We start from the raw sequence: 19,126 nt of genomic DNA on the forward strand, positions 1-19,126 counted from the left end.
GCCATGCAAGATATTGAATACACTGAAGAACAAGTGATGATTCGCGACATGGCGCGCGACTTTGCCCGTGGCGAAATCGCCCCGCATGCGCAAGCCTGGGAAAAAGCCGGCTGGATCGATGACGCCCTGGTCGCGAAGATGGGCGAACTCGGCTTGCTGGGCATGGTGGTGCCGGAAGAATGGGGCGGCACCTATGTCGACTACGTGGCGTATGCCCTGGCCGTCGAGGAGATTTCCGCCGGTGATGGCGCCACCGGCGCACTCATGAGTATCCATAATTCAGTCGGTTGCGGGCCAATCCTCAACTACGGCACCGATGCGCAGAAACACACCTGGCTGGCTGACCTGGCCAGCGGCCAGGCCATTGGTTGCTTCTGCCTCACCGAGCCTCAGGCCGGTTCCGAAGCCCATAACCTGCGCACCCGCGCCGAGCTGCGCGACGGCCAGTGGGTGATCACCGGTGCCAAGCAGTTCGTCAGCAATGGCAAGCGCGCCAAGTTGGCCATTGTGTTTGCGGTGACGGACCCGGAACTGGGCAAGAAAGGTATTTCTGCCTTCCTGGTGCCCACTGACACACCAGGCTTTGTGGTCGACCGTACCGAACACAAGATGGGCATTCGTGCCTCGGACACCTGCGCCGTCACGCTGAACCAGTGCACAGTACCCGAAGCCAACCTGTTGGGTGAACGCGGCAAGGGCCTGGCCATCGCCCTGTCCAACCTCGAGGGTGGACGCATCGGCATTGCCGCCCAAGCGTTGGGCATCGCCCGTGCAGCCTTTGAGGCGGCGCTGGCGTATGCGCGTGATCGGGTGCAATTCAACAAGGCGATTATCGAGCACCAAAGCATTGCCAACCTGCTGGCCGACATGCAGACCCAGCTCAATGCCGCCCGCCTGCTGATCCTGCACGCCGCACGCCTGCGCAGCGCCGGCAAGCCGTGCCTGTCGGAAGCCTCCCAGGCCAAGCTGTTTGCTTCGGAGATGGCCGAAAAGGTCTGCTCCTCGGCGATGCAGGTCCATGGCGGGTATGGGTATCTTGAGGACTACCCGGTGGAGCGCTACTACCGGGATGCGCGGATTACGCAGATTTACGAAGGCACCAGCGAGATTCAGCGGATGGTGATTGCCAGGGAGCTGAAGAACTACCAGCTCTAAAAGCCACACAAGACCAATGTGGGAGCTGGCTTGTCGAATCGTCGCACCGCTGCGATAGCATCACCTCGGTCTAACCGATAAACCGAGGTGTCTGCATCGCAGGCAAGCCAGCTCCCACATTTTGATCTTCAGTGTTTACAGCCGGGTTACTGGTCCTTGAACTCCGGCGCGCGCTTGGCCACAAACGCCGCCATGCCTTCCTTCTGGTCCTGGGTGGCAAACGCGGCATGGAACACCCGCCGCTCAAAGCGCACGCCTTCAGACAGGCTCACCTCAAACGCACGGTTCACGCTTTCCTTGACCATCATGCTGATCGGCACGGACTTGCCGGCAATCAAGGTCGCGGTTTTCAGCGCTTCTTCAAGCAGGTCATCGGCCGGCACAATGCGCGCCACAATCCCGCAGCGCTCAGCTTCAACGGCATCAATAAAGCGCCCGGTCAGGCACATTTCCATGGCCTTGGCCTTGCCCACGGCGCGGGTCAGCCGTTGGGTGCCGCCCATGCCCGGCAGTACGCCGAGGTTGATTTCCGGCTGGCCGAACCTGGCGCCGTCACCGGCCAGGATAAAGTCGCACATCAAGGCCAGTTCACAGCCGCCGCCCAGGGCGAAACCGTTGACCGCAGCAATGATCGGCTTGCGGCGGTTGGCGACGCGGTCGCTGTCGCTGAACAGGTCGTCGAGGTAGATCTGCGGGTAGGTCAGCTCGGCCATCTCTTTGATGTCGGCGCCGGCGGCGAAGGCTTTTTTCGAGCCGGTCAGCACGATGCAGCCGATCTGCGGGTCGGCTTCCAGGCCGTCCAGTGCCTGGTTCAACTCGCTCACCAACTGGGCGTTCAAGGCGTTCAGGGCTTGCGGGCGATTGAGGGTAATCAGCCCGACGCGGCCCTGGACTTCGAGCAAAAGGGTTTCGTAACTCATGTATCGGCTCCTTAAAGGTTGCGTGAGATGACCATGCGCTGAATATCGCTGGTGCCTTCGTAAATCTGGCAGACCCGCACATCGCGGTAGATCCGCTCCAATGGGAAGTCGCTCAGGTAACCGTAACCGCCCAGGGTTTGCAAGGCGGCCGAGCAGACTTTTTCGGCCATTTCCGAAGCAAACAGCTTGGCCATCGACGCCTCGACCAAGGCCGGCTTGCCGCTGTCACGCAGGGCTGCGGCGTAATGCACCATCTGCCTGGCCACCGCGATTTGCGTGGCCATGTCGGCCAGACGGAAGGCCACCGCCTGGTGTTCGATCAACGCCTTGCCAAAGCTTTCGCGCTCACGGGCATAGTCACGCGCGGCTTCGAAGGCGGCGCGGGCCATGCCCACCGATTGCGAGGCGATGCCGACGCGGCCGCCTTCGAGGTTGGCCAGGGCGATCCTGTAGCCTTCGCCCTCCTCGCCCAAACGGTTGGCGACTGGCACTTTTACGTCTTCGAAGAGGATCTGGCAGGTGTCGGACGCATGTTGGCCGAGTTTGTCTTCAACCCGCGCCACCGTGTAGCCCGGCGAGTCGGTCGGCACGATAAACGCGCTGATCCCACGCTTGCCTGCGGCCGGGTCGGTGACGGCAAACACAATCACGATCCCGGCGTTCTGCCCGGAGGTAATGAACTGTTTGCAGCCATTGAGCACGTAATGGTCGCCCTCAAGGCGTGCGCGGGTTTTCAGGCTGCTGGCATCGGAGCCTGCCTGCGGCTCGGTCAACGCAAAGGCACCGAGCATGGCGCCACTGGCCAGCGGCGTGAGGAACTGCTGTTTCTGCTGCTCGTTACCGAATTTGAGGATCGGCACGCAACCCACCGAGTTGTGCACACTCATGATGGTCGAGCACGCGCCATCGCCGGCGGCAATTTCTTCCAGGGCCATGGCGTAGGCCAGGTAGCCCGTGTCGCAACCACCCCACTGTTCCGGTACCAGCATGCCGAAAAAGCCCAGCTCGGCCATTTCGCCAATGGCTTCCTTGGGGAAACGGTGCTCGCGGTCCCACTCGGCGGCGAAGGGTTTCAGGCGTTCCTGGGCAAATTGCCGGGCCGCTTCGCTGATTTGCAGTTGTTCGTCATTGGGCAGCATGTTGAGTCCTTAATACAGGCATTCGACGGCCATGGCCGTGGCTTCACCGCCGCCGATACAAATGGCGGCAACCCCGCGCTTGAGGCCTTTCTGGCGCAGGGCCGAGAGCAACGTCACCAGGATGCGCGCACCGGAAGCACCAATTGGATGCCCCAAGGCACAGGCGCCGCCGTGAATATTGACCTTGCTGTGGGGGATTTCCAGCTTGCTCATGGTCACCAGGCTGACCACCGCGAAAGCTTCGTTGATTTCAAACAGGTCAACGTCGCCCAGGTTCCAGCCGGTCTTGCTCATGAGCTTGCGAATCGCACCCACGGGCGCCACCGGGAACAGCCCCGGCTCGTCGGCAAAGGCCGCATGCCCGTGGATCACCGCCAAGGGCTTGAGGCCACGCTGTTGCGCCTCGGACTGGCGCATCAACAGCAACGCCGCCGCACCATCGGAAATCGAGCTGGAGTTGGCCGCCGTCACCGTACCGCCCTCGCGGAACGCCGGTTTCAGGCTGGCGATCTTGTCCAGCTTGGCCTTGGGCGGTTGCTCGTCATGCAGGATGGTCTTTTGCTCTTTGCCGACGGTGACCTGCACCGGGACGATCTCAGCAGCAAAGCTGCCATGGGTGATGGCCTCTTGCGCGCGGGTCAGCGAGGCAATGGCGAAGGCGTCCTGGGCTTCACGGGTGAAGCCATTGTGCTCGGCGCAGTCTTCGGCAAAGGTGCCCATCAGGCGGCCCTTGTCGTAGGCGTCTTCGAGGCCGTCGAGGAACATATGGTCAAGCACCTTGCCGTGGCCCATGCGGTAGCCGCTGCGCGCGCGGTCGAGCAGGTACGGCGCGTTGGACATGCTTTCCATGCCGCCGGCGACCACCACGTCGACACTGCCGGCCAGCAGCGAGTCGTGGGCGAGGATGGTCGCTTCCATGCCCGAGCCGCACATCTTGTTCAAGGTGGTGCAGCGCGTGGCCTTGTCCAGCCCGGCGCCCAGCGCCGCTTGACGCGCAGGCGCCTGGCCCAGGCCCGCGGGCAGCACGCAGCCGAACAGCACTTCGTCCACGGCATCCGGGGCAATCCCGGCGCGTTCGACGGCGGCGCGGATCGCGGCAGCGCCCAGTTGCGGCGCGGTCAGGCCCTTGAGGTCGCCCTGGAAGCCGCCCATGGGTGTGCGCACGGCGCTGACAATAACAATCGGATCGTTCATGGGGTGTTCTCCTTACTTGGCTGCCATACGCAAGGCGCCGTCGAGACGGATCACCTCGCCATTGAGCATGCTGTTTTCAATGATGTGGCGTACCAGCGCGGCGTACTCGGACGGTTTGCCCAGGCGTGGCGGGAATGGCACACCCGCGGCCAGGGAATCGCGCACTTCGGGGGTCATGCCGGCCATCATCGGCGTTTCGAAAATGCCCGGGGCAATAGTCATCACGCGGATGCCAAAGCGCGCCAGTTCGCGGGCAGCGGGCAAGGTCAGGCTGGCGATGGCGCCTTTGGAGGCGGCATACGCCGCCTGGCCTATCTGCCCGTCAAAGGCGGCTACCGACGCGGTGTTGATGATCACGCCGCGCTCACCGTCGGCGTTCGCCGCGGTTTCAGCGATGGCGGCAGCCGCCAGGCGCAACAGGTTGAAGCTGCCGATCAGGTTGACGTTGATCACCTGGGCAAAGCTGGCCAAGGCGTGTGGGCCATTTTTGCCGAGGATTTTTTCGCCGCGTACCACCCCGGCGCAGTTCACCAGGCCGTGCAGGCCGCCAAAGGCTGCAACGGCGGCGTGTACGGCCGCTTCGGCGGCGGCTTCCTGGCTGATATCGGCCACAGCGCTGCGGGCGTTATCGCCCAGTTGCTTGGCTTTGGCCGCCACAGCGTCGGCGTTCAGGTCGACCAGCATCACCTTGGCACCAGCGGCAATCAACATCTCAGCGGTGGCCGCGCCGAGGCCCGAAGCACCGCCGCTGACCAGGAATACCTTGTTTTCAATCTGCATCATTGTTTCCTTAAAAGTGGATCAGGCGATGGCCTGTGCCTTCGCAATTTCCTGATTACGCAAAATAAAACGTTGCAGCTTGCCGCTAGGGGTCTTGGGCAAGTCGCTGACAAATTCGATTTCCCGTGGGTAGGCGTGGGCCGCCAAACGCTTGCGCACGTGCAGACGCAGCTCCTCGGCCAGCTCGGGCGTAGCGCGGTACTGTTCGTTGATCACCACAAAGGCTTTGACCAGCTCGGTGCGCTCCGGGCAGGGTTTGCCGACCACAGCGGCTTCGATCACGGCCGGGTGCTCGACCAGTGCGCTTTCGACATCGAATGGCCCTACGCGGTAGCCGGATGTGGTGATCACATCGTCACTGCGCCCGACAAAGCTGATGCTGCCGTCCGGGTTGAGCTCCACGGTGTCGCCACTGAGGTAGTACTTGCCGACAAACGCCTTGGTCTTTACGCCGTCGTAGCCGGCGAACCAGCACATCGGCGACTGTTCACGGTCGATGGCGAGAATACCGGGCTGGCCTGCCGGCAATTCCTGGTTCTGATCATCGAGCACCACAATGCGGTGGCCCGGTGAGGCAAAGCCTGCCGAGCCGACGTGCACGGGGTGTTCCAGGCCGTGGTGGTTGCACAGCACCATGCCCAGTTCGGTCTGGCCGTAATGGTCATGAATGGTCACGCCCAGGTTGTCGGCAAACCAGCGGATCACTTCCGGGTTCAGCGGCTCGCCGGCGCTGCTGACGATACGCAGCTTGCCCTTGATAGCGCGCGCGAACTGTTCGCCACCGGCAATCAGCAGGCGGTAAGCGGTGGGCGAACCGGTGAGGTTGGTAATCCCATATTTATTGATCACCCGGCAGGTGCTTTCCAGGGTGAACGGCCCATCGTAGAACGTAATCGGGTGGCCCATGGACAACGGCCCGGTCACGCCAAAATAGATGCCATAGGCCCAGCCCGGGTCGGCGACATTCCAAAACGCGTCTTCGGGGCGCAAATCCACCGCGTCGCGGGTGTAGCTCTGGAAGGCGACAATGGCCTTGAGCGGCACCGACAGGGCTTTTGACGGGCCGGTGGTGCCCGAGGTGAACATCAGCAGGAACGGGGCTTCTGCGCCCAGCAGCACCGGTTCGCAGGTATTCGAATAGTTCGGCAGTTCAGCCCAGAAGCTGTAGTCGCCGCGCACGATGCCTTCGCCCTTGTCCCCGGCCACCGTGACGATGGTCGGGCAGCCTTCGACTTCAGCCAGCTTGGGGCGGTTGACCGCATCCGTGACCACCAGTACGGCGCCGGAGCTGTTCAGCCGATGCTCGATGGCCTTGGGTCCGAAGGCGGTAAACAGCGGCTGATACACCGCGCCGATACGCCAGGTGGCGAACACCACCACCAATAACTCTGCCGTGCGTGGCAGCAGCCCCGCCACCTTGTCACCCTGTTGCACGCCTTGGGCCAGGAGGAAATTGGCAAAGCGCGCCGCCTGGTCCTGCAATTGGGTGAAGGTCACACTGGCGCTGCGCCCATCCTTACCTTCCCAAAACAACGCAATGCGCCCCGGCAGCGCGTGGCGATCGCAACACTCCACACAGGCATTCAGGGCTTGCAGGTTGCCGGACAGGGCGGCGTTGACGGTGTGCTGGTAGTCGAAGGCAGTGGTGGCAGCCAAATACTCACGCATGGTTCCAAATCCTTGTGTGTTTTTATTTTCAGGACATTTTTCACGACGAGAATCGCTGAAATAGTCGCTCTAGAGCGCTTTGGCGGCAATGGTCAAAGCCTTCAACTTGGCTGACTGGTTTGGCCAATCATTGATCCGGCTTATCAGCCGGTCAGCCGCAGTGATTGGACGCTCTGGGCGCAAACTCCTAATCTCCAGGCCTGCGCCGCCAAAGAAGCCGTGTCCCGATGATCGTCCGCCCCAAACCCAACCTAATGGGTATCCTGTTTTCCCTTAAAGGTTCGATTGCCAAGCGCATTGCCTTGCGCAGCCTGATGGTCACGTTGCTGGCTTCAGTGATCGTGCTGGTGGAGACCCTGCACCCGGCCTACTTCTCCAAGGTCAATGCCACGCCGTTCACCTTGCTCGGGTTGTCGTTGTCGATCTTCATGAGCTTTCGCAACAACGCCTGCTACGACCGTTGGTGGGAAGGCCGCAAGCAGCTGGGGCAGATGATCATTGAGGTGCGCTCGCTGATCCGCGAAACCCAAGTGCTGGGCAACTCACCCGAGCGCGCCAGCCTGCTGCGTGGGGTGTGCGGGTTTGCCCACGGCCTGGTCGCGCACCTGCGCCATGAAGACGAGGCCCGCGTTATCACACCCTGGATAACTGTTGACCGGGCGCATCCCAATCTTCCCGACAACGTGCTGCAACAACTGGGCGCGCGCTTTTCGCGGCTGGCCGAACAGGGTGTGATCAGTGAATGGCGCTACACCCAGCTGGAAACCCGGCTGGTCAGCCTCAGCCTGGTGCAGGCCGCCTGCGAGCGGATCAAAAGCACGCCACTGCCCTTCCCTTACACGCTGCTATTGCACCGCACCATCTACCTGTTCTGCATTTTGCTGCCGTTCGCCATGGCCGAACCGCTGGGCTGGTTGACGCCGGTGTTCACCGCCATCGTCAGCTACACGTTCTTCGGTTTGGATGAAATCGGTGATGATCTGGAAGACCCGTTCGGTTTCGATGAAAACGATCTGCCCTGCAATGCGATAGTGCGCACCCTGGAGCGCGAGATTCTCGCCGCCCTGGGCGAGATCAATCTGCCTCCTGCCCTGGAACCAGTGGAATACGTGCTCGGCTGATACGGGTTTGACACTCGTCGTGGTCTGACCGAAGCTTGAGGCTTTGCGATTAGCTGCCCCCAGCTTTTGGACGCCTGCATGTCAAAGTCACGCCGTTACTCCATCGTCGGCCTGTGCGCCCTGTTGTTGCTTGTCCTGGTCACCTGGTTTTTCTCCCGCTCCACTCCGGTGGCCGTGCCGCCGGCGATCGCCCATGGTTACGCCAAGGCGTTGAAGCAAGCACGTAACGGCGAACCCGGCGCCGCCCGTGTGCTGTATCAACAGCTGGGCCGCCCGGACTTGTCGCCTGAACGTCGCGCCGCATTGCACGCCGAACTGCCCAATTACCCAAGCCCTCAGGCGTTGAAGCTGGCGGATAAAGACCTGGCTGATGAGTCGCCGTTGGTTCGTGAAGCGGCGATTCACAGTATTGTTGGCCTGGTGCCCAGCGGCCAACGCACCTTACTGCTTGGCCCGGCACTGGACGATCCTGAACAAGCCGTGCGTTTTGCCGCCGCCAACGCCCTGCTCGGCCTGTCGCCGGATACCCTGGGCCTGTATTTCGGGCCTTTGCAGCAAGTGCTCGATGAGTTTGTGAAAAAGCTCAAGGCTGAGCCCGAAACCGCCGAAGGCTGGATTCAGCTCGCGCGCTTGTACATCCACAGCGCCCTGCTGCCGGACGCGCAACATGCACTGGAGCAGGCCATGCGCCTGCAACCGGACAACCTGCAAGCTGTGGTCGCACAAATCGAATTGCTCGATAAGCAGGGCAAGACCGATGAGTCCCGCCAGTTGCTGGCGCGGCAATTGGCGGCACATCCGGAGTCGGCCTACCTGCAACACGCCCTGGGCATGTGGCTGTTGCACCATGGGGAGCGGCCATACGCGTTGCTTGGCCTGTCCAAAGCCGTGGAGCTTGAGCCTGACAATCAGGATTACCGCTTCGACCTCGCCACCACGCTGCACGACCAGGAAGAGGTGGACGCCGCCCAGCGTCAGCTGGAAGAAATCGTCCAGCGCCACCCCGCCAATCGCAAGGCGCGTGTGTTGCTGGTCAGCTATTGGAAGGAAACCGGGCAGTTGCAGAATGTGCAGGTGCTACTGGCGCAGCTGGAGCAGCAGAATCCGGATGATCCGGCATTGCAGCAAGGGCTTTAGTTTCGCGCGCTATGTGGGAGCTGGCTTGCCTGCGATGCAGACACCTCGGTCTGACAGATAAACCGAGGTGATGCTATCGCAGGCAAGCCAGCTCCCACACAAAAGCAGCGCTTTGGCGCAGGTCACAAATCCACCACGATTTATACGACAGGTTGAACCGCCACAACCCGCTACGGTCAAGTAAATATGGCGCGTCCAAGCCGACGCGCCTCCCTTTACTTGTACGTGACCCGAGGGCACTTCTTGTCTACATCCAAAGAGCTGTTCAGTGAAAAGGCGGCCACCGGCATCGAAGGTCTTGATGACATTCTTTCCGGGGGGCTATCACGCAGCCACCTGTTCCTGCTGGAAGGCGAACCCGGCACCGGGAAAACCACCGTAGCGCTGCACTTTCTGCAAGCCGGCGCGAAAAACGGTGAGCGATCCTTGTACATCACCCTGTCAGAAACCGAACGCGAGTTGCGTCAGGGCGCCAAGTCCCACGGCTGGGACCTGGACGACAACATTCACATCTTCGAGCTAACCCCGCCAGAAAGCCTGCTCAACGCCGAGCACCAGCAAAGCCTGCTGTATTCCTCCGACCTGGAGCTGGGTGAGGCAACCCGGCAGATTTTTGAAGTGGTGGAACGGATCAAGCCCACTCGCGTGGTGGTCGACAGCCTTTCGGAAATCCGCCTGCTGGCGCAAAGCTCGCTGCGCTATCGCCGCCAGATCCTGGCGATCAAACACTACTTTGTGCGCTACGACGCCACCGTACTGCTGCTTGACGACCTGACCACCGAATCCCTGGATAAAACCGTGCACAGCGTGGCCCACGGCGTGATTCGCCTGGAAGAGTTGACGCCCACCTACGGCGCTGAACGCCGCCGCATCCGCGTGGTGAAGTACCGTGGCCAGAAATACCGTGGTGGCTTTCACGACTTCACCATCATGCAAGACGGCATCCACGTGTTCCCGCGCCTGGTGGCCGCCGAGCATCGTGGTGGTTACGTGCGTCAGACTTTGAGCAGTGGCATCCGTGAAATGGACGCCTTGATGGGCGGCGGCGTAGAAACCGGCTCCAGCACGCTTATCCTCGGCCCGGCCGGAACCGGCAAATCCTTGATCTCGATGATATTTGCCGCCGCCGCAGTGTCGCGTGGCGAAAAAGCTGCGCTGTTTATTTTCGATGAAGAGCTGGGCCTGTTGTTCGAACGCATGAAAAATATGGGTATCGACCTCGCTGCGCTGCAAGACACCGGCAACCTGCTGATCGAGCAGGTGGATGCGGCAGAGCTGTCACCTGGCGAATTCTCCCACCGAGTCAGGCGTTGCGTCGATGAACGCGGGATCAAAACCGTGGTCATCGACAGTATCAACGGCTACCAGGCGGCGATGCCTGAGGAAAACTCTCTGATCCTGCATATGCATGAGTTGCTGCTGTACCTGAACCGTCGCGGCGCGGCGACGTTCATGACGGTGGCCCAACATGGGTTGGTAGGCGACATGCAGGCCCCCGTCGATATTACTTACCTGGCTGATACCGTGATCCTGTTGCGTTATTTCGAAGCACTCGGCAAGGTTCGCCGGGCCATTTCGATCATCAAGAAACGTACCGGCAGCCACGAGTCCACCATTCGTGAATACCGTATCGGCGGCAGTGGTTTGACAGTGGGCGAGCCGCTCGACAACTTCCAGGGCGTACTGCGCGGTATCCCGACTTATATGGGCGCCGGTTCCCCACTGCTCAAGGAAGAGGGCGTGTGACCGGCCTTTCTCCCCTCTCCGAGCGCGCAATTATTCTCGCGCCACTGGGCCGTGACGGCTCCCTGGCGCTGATGATGCTCAAGGAAGCCGGCTACACCGGCATGGTTGCCGGGAACCTGACTGAACTCTGCGAAGCACTTGGGCAAGGCGTCGGTATGTTGGTGATTGCCGCTGAAGCCCTGCGCGGTGTCGATCTGGAGCCCCTGCTGCATTACCTGCATGAGCAGCCGGCCTGGTCCGATTTGCCCATCGTGCTGATGACCCACCATGGCGGCCGTGAACAGAACGGCTCATCCCACCTGAGTGGCCTGCTGGGCAACGTGACCTTCCTGGAGCGCCCTTTCCATCCAGTAACCCTGATCAGTCTGGTGAGCGCGGCCCTGCGCGGCCGGCGCCGGCAATACGAAGCGCGTGACCGCCTGATCGACTTGAGCGAGAGCGAGTTGCGCCTGCAACGCACCCTGGAAACCCTTGAGCAGCAGGTTGAAGAGCGCACGGCGCAACTGCGCAACAACGAAGATGCGCTGCGCCAGTCACAGAAAATGGAGGCCGTCGGCCAGTTGACCGGCGGTATCGCCCATGACTTCAACAACATGCTCACCGGCATTATCGGCAGCCTGGAGCTGCTGCGCAGGCGGGTGGCCCGCGGCAAGTTGGACGACCTGGACAGCTTGATCGACTTGGGCGTGACCTCGGCCAACCGCGCTGCCGGCCTGACCCACCGCTTGCTGGCGTTTTCACGGCGCCAGTCGCTGGACCCCAAACCCGTAGAGATCAACCAGTTGGTCAGTTCCATGGGTGAACTGCTGCAACGCAGTATCAATGAAAGCATCGCCTTGGACATGCGTCTGACCGATGAACTCTGGACCGCCGAGGCCGACCCCAATCAGCTGGAAAGCGCCCTGCTCAACCTGGTGATCAATGCGCGCGATGCCATGCCCAGCGGCGGTAGCCTGACCGTTGAGACCACCAACCGCCACCTCGACAATGTGTTCACGGCCGCCTATGGCACCTTGCTGCCAGGCGATTACGTGGAACTGAGCGTCAGCGACACCGGCTGTGGTATTCCCGAAAGTCTGTTGGGTCGCGTCTTCGACCCGTTCTTCACGACCAAGCCAATCGGCCAGGGCACCGGCCTCGGCTTGTCGATGATCTACGGCTTTGCCCGCCAATCCCATGGCCATGTCACCATCCATAGTGAAGTCGGCAAGGGCACGACAGTCAGCCTGTTCCTGCCGCGTTTTATCGGTGAGCGCGTCGCGGACGCCGTCACCAACCCGGCACTGCTGCCATTCGCCAATGCCGGTGAGACAGTATTGATCGTCGAAGACGACGCCGCCGTACGCGTGCTGGTCAGCGCAGTGCTCAAGGAATTGGGCTATGCCTTTGTCGAGGCTGGCGATGCCAATACCGCCGTGCCGATCATCGAATCCGACCAACGCATTGACCTGTTGATCAGTGATGTGGGCTTGCCCGGCATGAACGGGCGACAGCTGGCAGAAATCGGGCGGCAATTGCGCCCGGAGCTCAAGGTATTGTTTATCACTGGCTACGCCGAGCATGCGGCGGTGCGCGGCGGGTTCCTGGACCCAGGGATGCAACTGATCACCAAGCCGTTCACCTTCGACCTGCTGACGGCCAAGGTGCGTGAGATGATCAAGCAATAGGGCTGCTGCGAGGCAGCCCTATTGCTTCAGGCCAGCAGGCGCTGGATATGCTCTTGCAAGGTGTCCAGATCAAACGGCTTGGCCAGGATTGGCGCGTTGCGCGTGATCGGGCTGTTGCAGTCGAGTATTTCTTGCGGGTAACCGCTGATAAAGATCACTTTCAATTCAGGTCGCAGCTTGATCGCAGGCTCAGCGATCTGCACCCCGGAAATCCCGCCCGGCAGGCGGTAATCCGTGACCATCAGGTCCAGGTGCGGCTTGGTCGCCAGAATCTCGAAGGCCTGCTCCCCATCGATCGCCTTCAGCACCCGGTAGCCCAGGCCTGCCAGGTATTCACCCAGCACAAACATAATGGATTCGTCGTCTTCGACGATCAGTACGACATCTTGTGCATCTTCACTCATGGGAAGCCTTTGTCCGGTCAGTTGCTGCAAGTACGACCATGGGGTCACGCAGAGGTTGCGTCGAGGCGACGATTGATTTCATTGCGGCTCGCCAAGTGGCAGGCACACCCTGAACAACGCGCCCTCGCCTATCTGGCTTTCCACCTCGATGGTGCCGCCATGGGCCGTCACGATCTGCTCGGAAATAAACAGCCCCAAGCCCAGGCCTGCCGCTACATGGCTGGCCGAAACGCGTTCGAATTGCTGGAAAATGCGCTTCTGGTTGTCTGCGCTGATGCCGATGCCACGGTCACGCACCTCGACGCGCGCCTCACCGTGCTCGGTGTACACACGCACATCCACTGGGCTTTTGGCACCGTAACGCAAAGCGTTGGTGAGCAGGTTGGTGACCACTTGCTCAATACGGAACTCATCCCAATTGCCCTCCACAGGTTCATCGGCAACCAGGTGCATCGAAGAACCGGCGGATGCCACTTGCGGGGCGAAGTTTTTCACCAGGTTGCGCACCAGTTGCGCCAGGTCGAAGCGCGCCGGACGAATCGACAATTTGCCGGTGCGGATGCGCGACACGTCGAGCATGTCCTCGATCAGACGGATAAGGCTCTGGATCTGACGCTCGTCGCGGTCAACCATGGCGTGCATCTTGTCCAGGGTAAACGCGGCGGCGTTATCCCGAGCCAGGTGCATCTTGCGCAGCTGCGTTTCCAGAATCAGCCCGTTAAGCGGTGTGCGCACTTCGTGAGCGACGATCGACATGAAGTCGTCACGCATGCGCACGGCCTGTTCAAGCTCTGCCTGGGTGGCCTGCAGGCGCGTCAGCAGCAGCTCCTGCTCGCGGCGGCTGCGCTCCAGGGCTTCGACCTGCTGTTTCATGGCCTTGCTCTGGCGGTACAGGTCGACGAACACATTGACCTTGCTTTTCACCGCATGGATATCCAGCGGCTTGTGCAAAAAATCCACCGCACCGCTTTCATAGCCTTTGAAGGCATAGTTGAGTTCGCGGCCGGCGGCGCTGACGAACACAATCGGGATGTTCTTGGTCTTTTCGGTGCCGCGCATCAGTTCGGCCAGCTCGAAACCGTTCATGCCGGGCATCTGCACATCGAGAATCGCCATGGCGAACTCATGCTCCAGCAACAGTGACAAGGCCTCGTCAGCGCTCAAGGCCTTGAAAACCTGCCGATCTTCGCGCTTGATCAGCGCCTCAAGGGCCAGCAGGTTTTCCGGCAGATCGTCGACGATCAGCAGTTTGGCCTGGACAGTACTTAACATGGGGAAGATTCCAGGGAAGCCAGCAGTGAGCCAATCCGGCTCAAGGTGAGAATATGATCAGGTGTGTGCAAGGCCAGCGCCGCCAAGGGCATCACGGCGATACGTGCTTCTGTGGGCTCTTGGACGATGGTGGTGCCACCCGAGTCTTTGACGTGGGCAAGGCCACGCGCGCCATCCTGGTTGGCGCCGGTCAGCAGAATCGCCAGCAGGCTGTTGCCGTAGGTGTCGGCAGCCGAGGCGAAGAGGTAATCGATGGCCGGCCGCGAATGGTGCACGCGGTCTTCCTGGCTCATCGACAGGCTACGGTCGCTTTCTACCGACAGGTGATAGCCGGGGCCGGCGAAATACAGGGTGCCTGGCGTAATCGTTTCCTTGTCGCGTGCTTCTTGCACCGGAATGCTCAGGCGCCGCGCAAAGACTTCGGCCAGCTGGCTGCGGCGCTCATCCGGCAGGTGCAACACGGCAATAATCGGCAAACTGAAGGTGTCAGGCAACGTACCAAAAATCGTCAGCAACGCCTCAACACCGCCGGCGGAGGCGCCGACGACGATGGCTTCAATCCCGCGTGGCGGGTTAGTTGCGGCCTCGCTCATGATTTTCGGTAGATCCGTTCCTGTTTGACCAAGGGTTCGAATTGCTTGCTGTAGGCGGAGAAATCCAGGGTTTCCTTACTGCCCAGCACCAGGAAGCCGCGATGGCACAGCGATTCATGAAACAACCCAAACGCTCGATCCTGAAGCTTTTTATTGAAATAAATCAGTACGTTGCGACATGAAATTAACTGAGTTTCTGAGAAGACGCTATCGGTTGCCAGGCTGTGATCGGCAAAGGTCACGTTCTCGCGCAGCGTCTTGTCGAAGATCGCGTAATCGTAAGCCGCTGTGTAGTAGTCGGCAAATGAACGTTGGCCGCCCGCCTGCTGATAATTGGCAGTGTACGCACGCACGTTCTCCAGGGAGAAAATCCCTTGCTTGGCTTTGTCCAGGGACGCCGGGTTGATGTCCGTGGCGTAAATGATGGTGCGCTCCAGCAAACCCTCTTCGCGCAGCAGGATCGCCATGGAGTACACCTCCTCGCCCGTGCTGCACCCGGCGATCCAGATTTTGATCGAGGGGTAGGTCTTGAGCAGCGGCACCACTTCCCGGCGAATCGCCAGAAAGTGCGACGGGTCGCGAAACATCTCGCTCACCGGGATCGTCAGAAACTGCAGCAACTGCATGAACGCCGTCGGATCATGCAACACCCGCTCCTGCAGCGCAGAAATGGTCGCGCAATCGAACTGGCGCAGTGCGTGGGCCACGCGGCGCTTGACGGACGCGCCGGAATAGTCGCGAAAGTCGTAGCTGTACTTGAGGTAAATCGCCTCAATCAGCAGGCGCAGCTCAATGTCGCTGCTTTTTTCCAAGAAAACTTGCTCCACTTAAATGCGTTCCATCTTTGGCAGCCATACGCGAATCAGCGAGAACAGCCGGTCCAGGTCAATCGGCTTGGCCAGGTAATCGTTGGAGCCCGCCGCGAGGCAGCGTTCCTGATCGTCCTTCATGGCTTTGGCCGTCACTGCAATAATCGGCAGTTTCTTCCAGCGTGGGTCCTGGCGGATCAAGGCAGTCGCCTCGTAACCGTCCATCTCCGGCATCATTACGTCCATCAGCACCAGGTCGATGTCCTCGACTTCATTGAGTTTGTCGATGGCTTCATGACCGTTACGCCCGATCACCACCACCGCGCCTTTGTGCTCCAGGGCACTGGTCAGGGCGAAGATGTTGCGCACATCGTCGTCGACCAGCAGGATCTTGCGCCCCTCGAAGACCTTGTCGCGGCTGCGGGCGGTCTTGAGCATCTTCTGGCGGTCATGGGACAGCTGGGATTCGACTTTGTGCAGAAACAGTGTCACTTCGTCCAGCAAGCGTTCAGGTGAGCGCGCGCCTTTGATGATGATCGAGCGCGAATACTTGCGCAGCTCGGCTTCTTCATCGCGGGTCAGGTTACGCCCGGTGTACACGATCACCGGCGGGAACGAGCAGATATCCTCGGTGGCCATGCGCTTGAGCAGCTCATTGCCGAGCATGTCCGGCAGCTTGAGGTCGATGATCATACAGTCGTAGACGTTAGTGCGCAGCAGGTCCAAGGCGGCCTGCGCGTAGCCGACGTCGGTGATTTCGATGTCATCGTCGCCGATCAGGCGGGCAATGCTGTCGCGCTGCAGGTCATCGTCCTCCACCAGCAACACGCGCTTGACCTTCTGGGTCAGCTTGGCTTCCAGGCGCGCAAACACGTCCTTGAGCTCTTCGCGGGTGGTCGGCTTCACCGCATAACCGATGGCGCCCATGTGCATGGCGGCTTCGACGCGGTCTTCAACGGAGATCACATGCACGGGAATGTGGCGGGTATTGGCGTGCTCCTTGAGGCGTTGCAACACGGTCAGCCCGGAATGGTCGGGCAGGCGCATGTCCAGCAGAATCGCGTCCGGGATGTACTCCTCGGCCAGACTGTAGCCTTCGTCTGCGCCGTGGGCGACCAGGCAGTTGTAGCCCAGTTCGTGGGCCAGGTCGTAAAGGATGCGGGCGAAATTGGGTTCATCTTCCACCACCAGGATGCAGCGGGTAGCGAACGGTGCCTTGTCGCGGTCGTCGGCAAAGCGCGGAATCTGCTTGGCATCGGCCACCGGCAGCGGCGAGATCGCGATGGGCTTGGGTGCAGGTGCCGCCACCACTTGGCGCGGCGGCTCGATCGGCGCGGCACCTTCCTCGCGCTCTACATATTGCTCCGGCAGTACCAGGGTGAATACGCTGCCCTTGCCCGGTTCGCTGGTCACGCTGATATAGCCGCCGAGCAAGGTCGCCAGATCACGGGAGATCGACAGGCCCAGCCCGGTGCCGCCGTAACGGCGGTTGGTGGTGCCATCGGCCTGGCGGAAGGCTTCGAAGATACTTTCCTGCTGGTCTGGCGCGATGCCAATGCCCGAGTCGCGCACGGTAAAGGCTACGCCCTCCCCTAGTGCACGGGATACCGACAGGCTGACATCACCCTGCTCGGTAAACTTGACCGCGTTGGACAGCAGGTTCTTGAGGATCTGCTCCAGGCGCTGGCGGTCGGTGAACAGCATCGGCGGCGCATCCGCTTGAATGTCCACCTGGAAGCCCAGCTTGCGGTCAGCCGCCAGCGGCTCGAACATCCCGCGCAGGCCATCGACCAGGCGCGCCACGCTGGAGTTTTCCGGGCGCATTTCCAGCTTGCCGGCTTCGACCTTGGAAATATCCAGAATATCGTTGATCAGGTTCAACAGGTCGTTGCCCGCCGAATAGATCGACTCGGCAAACTTGACCTGCTCGGTGCTGAGGTTTTCCTGCGGGTTCTCGGCGAGCAATTTGGCCAGAATCAACGAGCTGTTGAGCGGCGTGCGCAGCTCGTGGGACATGTTGGCGAGGAATTCGGACTTGTACTTGCTGGAGCGCTGCAGCTCGTCGGCACGGTCTTCCAGTTCCAGTTGAGCCTTGTTCAACTCGACGTTCTTGCGATCCATGGCGTCGCGCTGTTCGGCCAGGGTCTGGGTCTGTTCGGCCAGTTGCTCGTTGGTCTGCTCAAGCTCAGCCTGCTGGGTTTCCAGATGGGCCTGGGACTCCTTGAGGATACGTGACTGTTCTTCGAGCTCTTCGTTGGCGGTTTTGAGTTCTTCCTGCTGCACTTGCAGCTCTTCGTTGAGCTGCTGGGTTTCGGCGAGCACTTCCTGCAGGCGTTGGCGATAGCGCGCCGCTTCGATGGAGGTGCCGATATTGCCGGCAATCAGCTCCAGCAGCTCGACGTCACGATCATCCAACGGGCGCAGGAAGCCGAGTTCGATCACGCCGTTGACGCGATCATCGTCGCTGGTCGGTACCACCAGTACGCTGCGGGTCGAACCTTCGCCCAGGCCGGAACTGACCTTGAAGTAATCCACCGGCACATCATCCAGGCGAATCAGGCGATCAAGCTGGGCGGCCTGCCCGACGATGCCCTCGTCGCTGTAGATCGCCTGCTCTTTTTGCTCCTGCTCACGGGAGAAGCCGTAGGTGGCCACGCGCTTGAGGCCGCCGTGCTCTTCGCGCACATACAGCGCCGCTACCGCCGAGCCCATGTATTGGGCGAAAAACTGCAGGATATTGCGCCCAAGCATGTTCAGCGTCAGTTGGCCGAGCACCTGTTCGGCCAGTTCGGTCTGGCCGTTACGCAGCCAGGCTTGTTGCTCCAGGCGCCGGGCGATCTTCTGTTGTGACGCGAGGTTTGCGCTGTAACTCTCTGATAATGCAATTAAATTCTTTCTACCGATGTAGGCCAGAAAACCGCTCAGTCCAAGCACGAAGGCCAGGTACAAGGTCACGCTGATGATCGTGGTGCGGGTGACATCGGCATTGCGCGTGACACGGAACGCTTGCTCCATCGCCACCGCATCCGTGTATTCGTTGCGAATCGCGTCGGTCAGGCTCTTGCCGCGGCCGGCCTGCACCGCCCCGCGGTAATCGCCACTGCTGCGCTGCAAGTCGATCATCGATTGGGCGTACTTGTTCCACTCGTATTGCATGGACTCCAGACGCTTGAGGCGGTCGACCTGCTGTGGGTTGTCCGCCACCAGCTCCTGCAGGTTGCGCAGGTCACCAATGATGCGGGGCTTGGCCACTTCGTAAGGGTCGAGGAAATGCTCGTCGCCAGTGATCAGAAAGCCACGCAGGCCGGTTTCCAGGTCCACCGTCAGCTTGGATGACTCATTGAGGTTATTGATAACCCGGTCGGTGTGCTCCACCCACTGGATAACCGACAGCAAATAAGTGATCAGGCAGACGAAAAACACCGCGCTGAGCACGCCGACGCCCAAGGGTAACGCGACGTTTCGGCTCAACAGGGTACGGAAGCTCTTTTCATCGACGGACGACGCGGGAGTCATGGGCA

General features: G+C 60.9%; 15 protein-coding genes. 5 read left to right on the forward strand and 10 right to left on the reverse strand.

From position 1 onward, the window contains the following. The first annotated feature begins 3 nt into the window (after window positions 1–3). Entirely contained in the window at window positions 4–1,155 is a 1,152-nt protein-coding gene (locus HBO23_RS15330) for an acyl-CoA dehydrogenase family protein (RefSeq protein WP_099549746.1), read from the forward strand. Window positions 1,156–1,301: 146 nt separating this feature from the next. Here the strand turns inward: HBO23_RS15330 and HBO23_RS15335 are convergent, their stop codons facing one another. Genes HBO23_RS15335 through HBO23_RS15355 form a run of 5 tightly spaced genes read right to left on the reverse strand, consistent with a single transcriptional unit; the run spans window position 1,302 to window position 6,856 of the window. Beyond that, complete coding sequence (locus tag HBO23_RS15335; protein WP_017138783.1) at window positions 1,302–2,075, reverse strand: enoyl-CoA hydratase; 774 nt, start codon at window positions 2,073–2,075, stop codon at window positions 1,302–1,304. An 11-nt stretch (window positions 2,076–2,086) separates the two neighbouring features. After that, window positions 2,087–3,214, reverse strand: a complete 1,128-nt coding sequence (locus HBO23_RS15340) for an acyl-CoA dehydrogenase (RefSeq protein WP_017138784.1) — start codon at window positions 3,212–3,214, stop codon at window positions 2,087–2,089. Window positions 3,215–3,223: 9 nt separating this feature from the next. Beyond that, a complete protein-coding gene (locus tag HBO23_RS15345) occupies window positions 3,224–4,408 on the reverse strand; it encodes an acetyl-CoA C-acyltransferase (protein ID WP_138450501.1) in 1,185 nt (394 codons plus the stop codon). A gap of 12 nt (window positions 4,409–4,420) precedes the next feature. Then, window positions 4,421–5,188, reverse strand: coding sequence for an SDR family NAD(P)-dependent oxidoreductase (locus HBO23_RS15350; protein ID WP_099549743.1), 768 nt, complete (start codon window positions 5,186–5,188; stop codon window positions 4,421–4,423). A 21-nt stretch (window positions 5,189–5,209) separates the two neighbouring features. Beyond that, the gene (locus tag HBO23_RS15355; protein WP_017138788.1) at window positions 5,210–6,856 is read right to left on the reverse strand and encodes an AMP-binding protein; all 1,647 of its coding nucleotides are present in this window, start codon (window positions 6,854–6,856) and stop codon (window positions 5,210–5,212) included. Window positions 6,857–7,083: 227 nt separating this feature from the next. Here HBO23_RS15355 and HBO23_RS15360 point away from each other — a divergent pair, with 227 nt between their 5' ends. From HBO23_RS15360 to HBO23_RS15375, 4 genes are all read left to right on the forward strand, one after another. Then, a complete protein-coding gene (locus tag HBO23_RS15360; RefSeq protein ID WP_170037422.1) occupies window positions 7,084–7,977 on the forward strand; it encodes a bestrophin family protein in 894 nt (297 codons plus the stop codon). Between the two features lie 78 nt (window positions 7,978–8,055). Beyond that, window positions 8,056–9,114, forward strand: a complete 1,059-nt coding sequence (locus HBO23_RS15365) for a HEAT repeat domain-containing protein (protein WP_017138790.1) — start codon at window positions 8,056–8,058, stop codon at window positions 9,112–9,114. A 243-nt stretch (window positions 9,115–9,357) separates the two neighbouring features. Next, window positions 9,358–10,860 carry an ATPase domain-containing protein gene (locus HBO23_RS15370; RefSeq protein WP_017138791.1) on the forward strand — a complete coding sequence of 501 codons (1,503 nt, stop codon included), beginning with the start codon at window positions 9,358–9,360 and terminating at the stop codon, window positions 10,858–10,860. After that, complete coding sequence (locus HBO23_RS15375; RefSeq protein ID WP_170037425.1) at window positions 10,857–12,527, forward strand: ATP-binding protein; 1,671 nt, start codon at window positions 10,857–10,859, stop codon at window positions 12,525–12,527. The genes HBO23_RS15370 and HBO23_RS15375 overlap by 4 nt, the downstream gene beginning before the upstream one ends. A 26-nt stretch (window positions 12,528–12,553) precedes the next feature. Here HBO23_RS15375 and HBO23_RS15380 read toward each other — a convergent pair whose 3' ends face one another. The 5 genes from HBO23_RS15380 to HBO23_RS15400 form a co-directional block, all read right to left on the reverse strand. After that, on the reverse strand, window positions 12,554–12,931 hold the full coding sequence (locus HBO23_RS15380; RefSeq protein WP_003217591.1) for a response regulator: 378 nt from the start codon (window positions 12,929–12,931) through the stop codon (window positions 12,554–12,556). Window positions 12,932–13,009: 78 nt separating this feature from the next. Beyond that, on the reverse strand, window positions 13,010–14,203 hold the full coding sequence (locus HBO23_RS15385; RefSeq protein WP_017138793.1) for a hybrid sensor histidine kinase/response regulator: 1,194 nt from the start codon (window positions 14,201–14,203) through the stop codon (window positions 13,010–13,012). Then, the gene (locus HBO23_RS15390) at window positions 14,197–14,796 is read right to left on the reverse strand and encodes a chemotaxis protein CheB (RefSeq protein ID WP_017138794.1); all 600 of its coding nucleotides are present in this window, start codon (window positions 14,794–14,796) and stop codon (window positions 14,197–14,199) included. Before HBO23_RS15390 ends, HBO23_RS15385 begins: the two co-directional genes overlap by 7 nt. After that, window positions 14,793–15,608 (reverse strand): protein-glutamate O-methyltransferase CheR, encoded by an 816-nt coding sequence (locus tag HBO23_RS15395; RefSeq protein WP_026013819.1) that lies wholly within the window; start codon window positions 15,606–15,608, stop codon window positions 14,793–14,795. Before HBO23_RS15395 ends, HBO23_RS15390 begins: the two co-directional genes overlap by 4 nt. Before the next feature lie 15 nt (window positions 15,609–15,623). Beyond that, window positions 15,624–19,121 (reverse strand): response regulator, encoded by a 3,498-nt coding sequence (locus tag HBO23_RS15400; RefSeq protein ID WP_170037428.1) that lies wholly within the window; start codon window positions 19,119–19,121, stop codon window positions 15,624–15,626. Window positions 19,122–19,126: the final 5 nt, after the last annotated feature.

The organism is Pseudomonas sp. WS 5532 (assembly GCF_012985445.1).
GTDB classification, from domain to species: domain Bacteria; phylum Pseudomonadota; class Gammaproteobacteria; order Pseudomonadales; family Pseudomonadaceae; genus Aquipseudomonas; species Aquipseudomonas edaphica.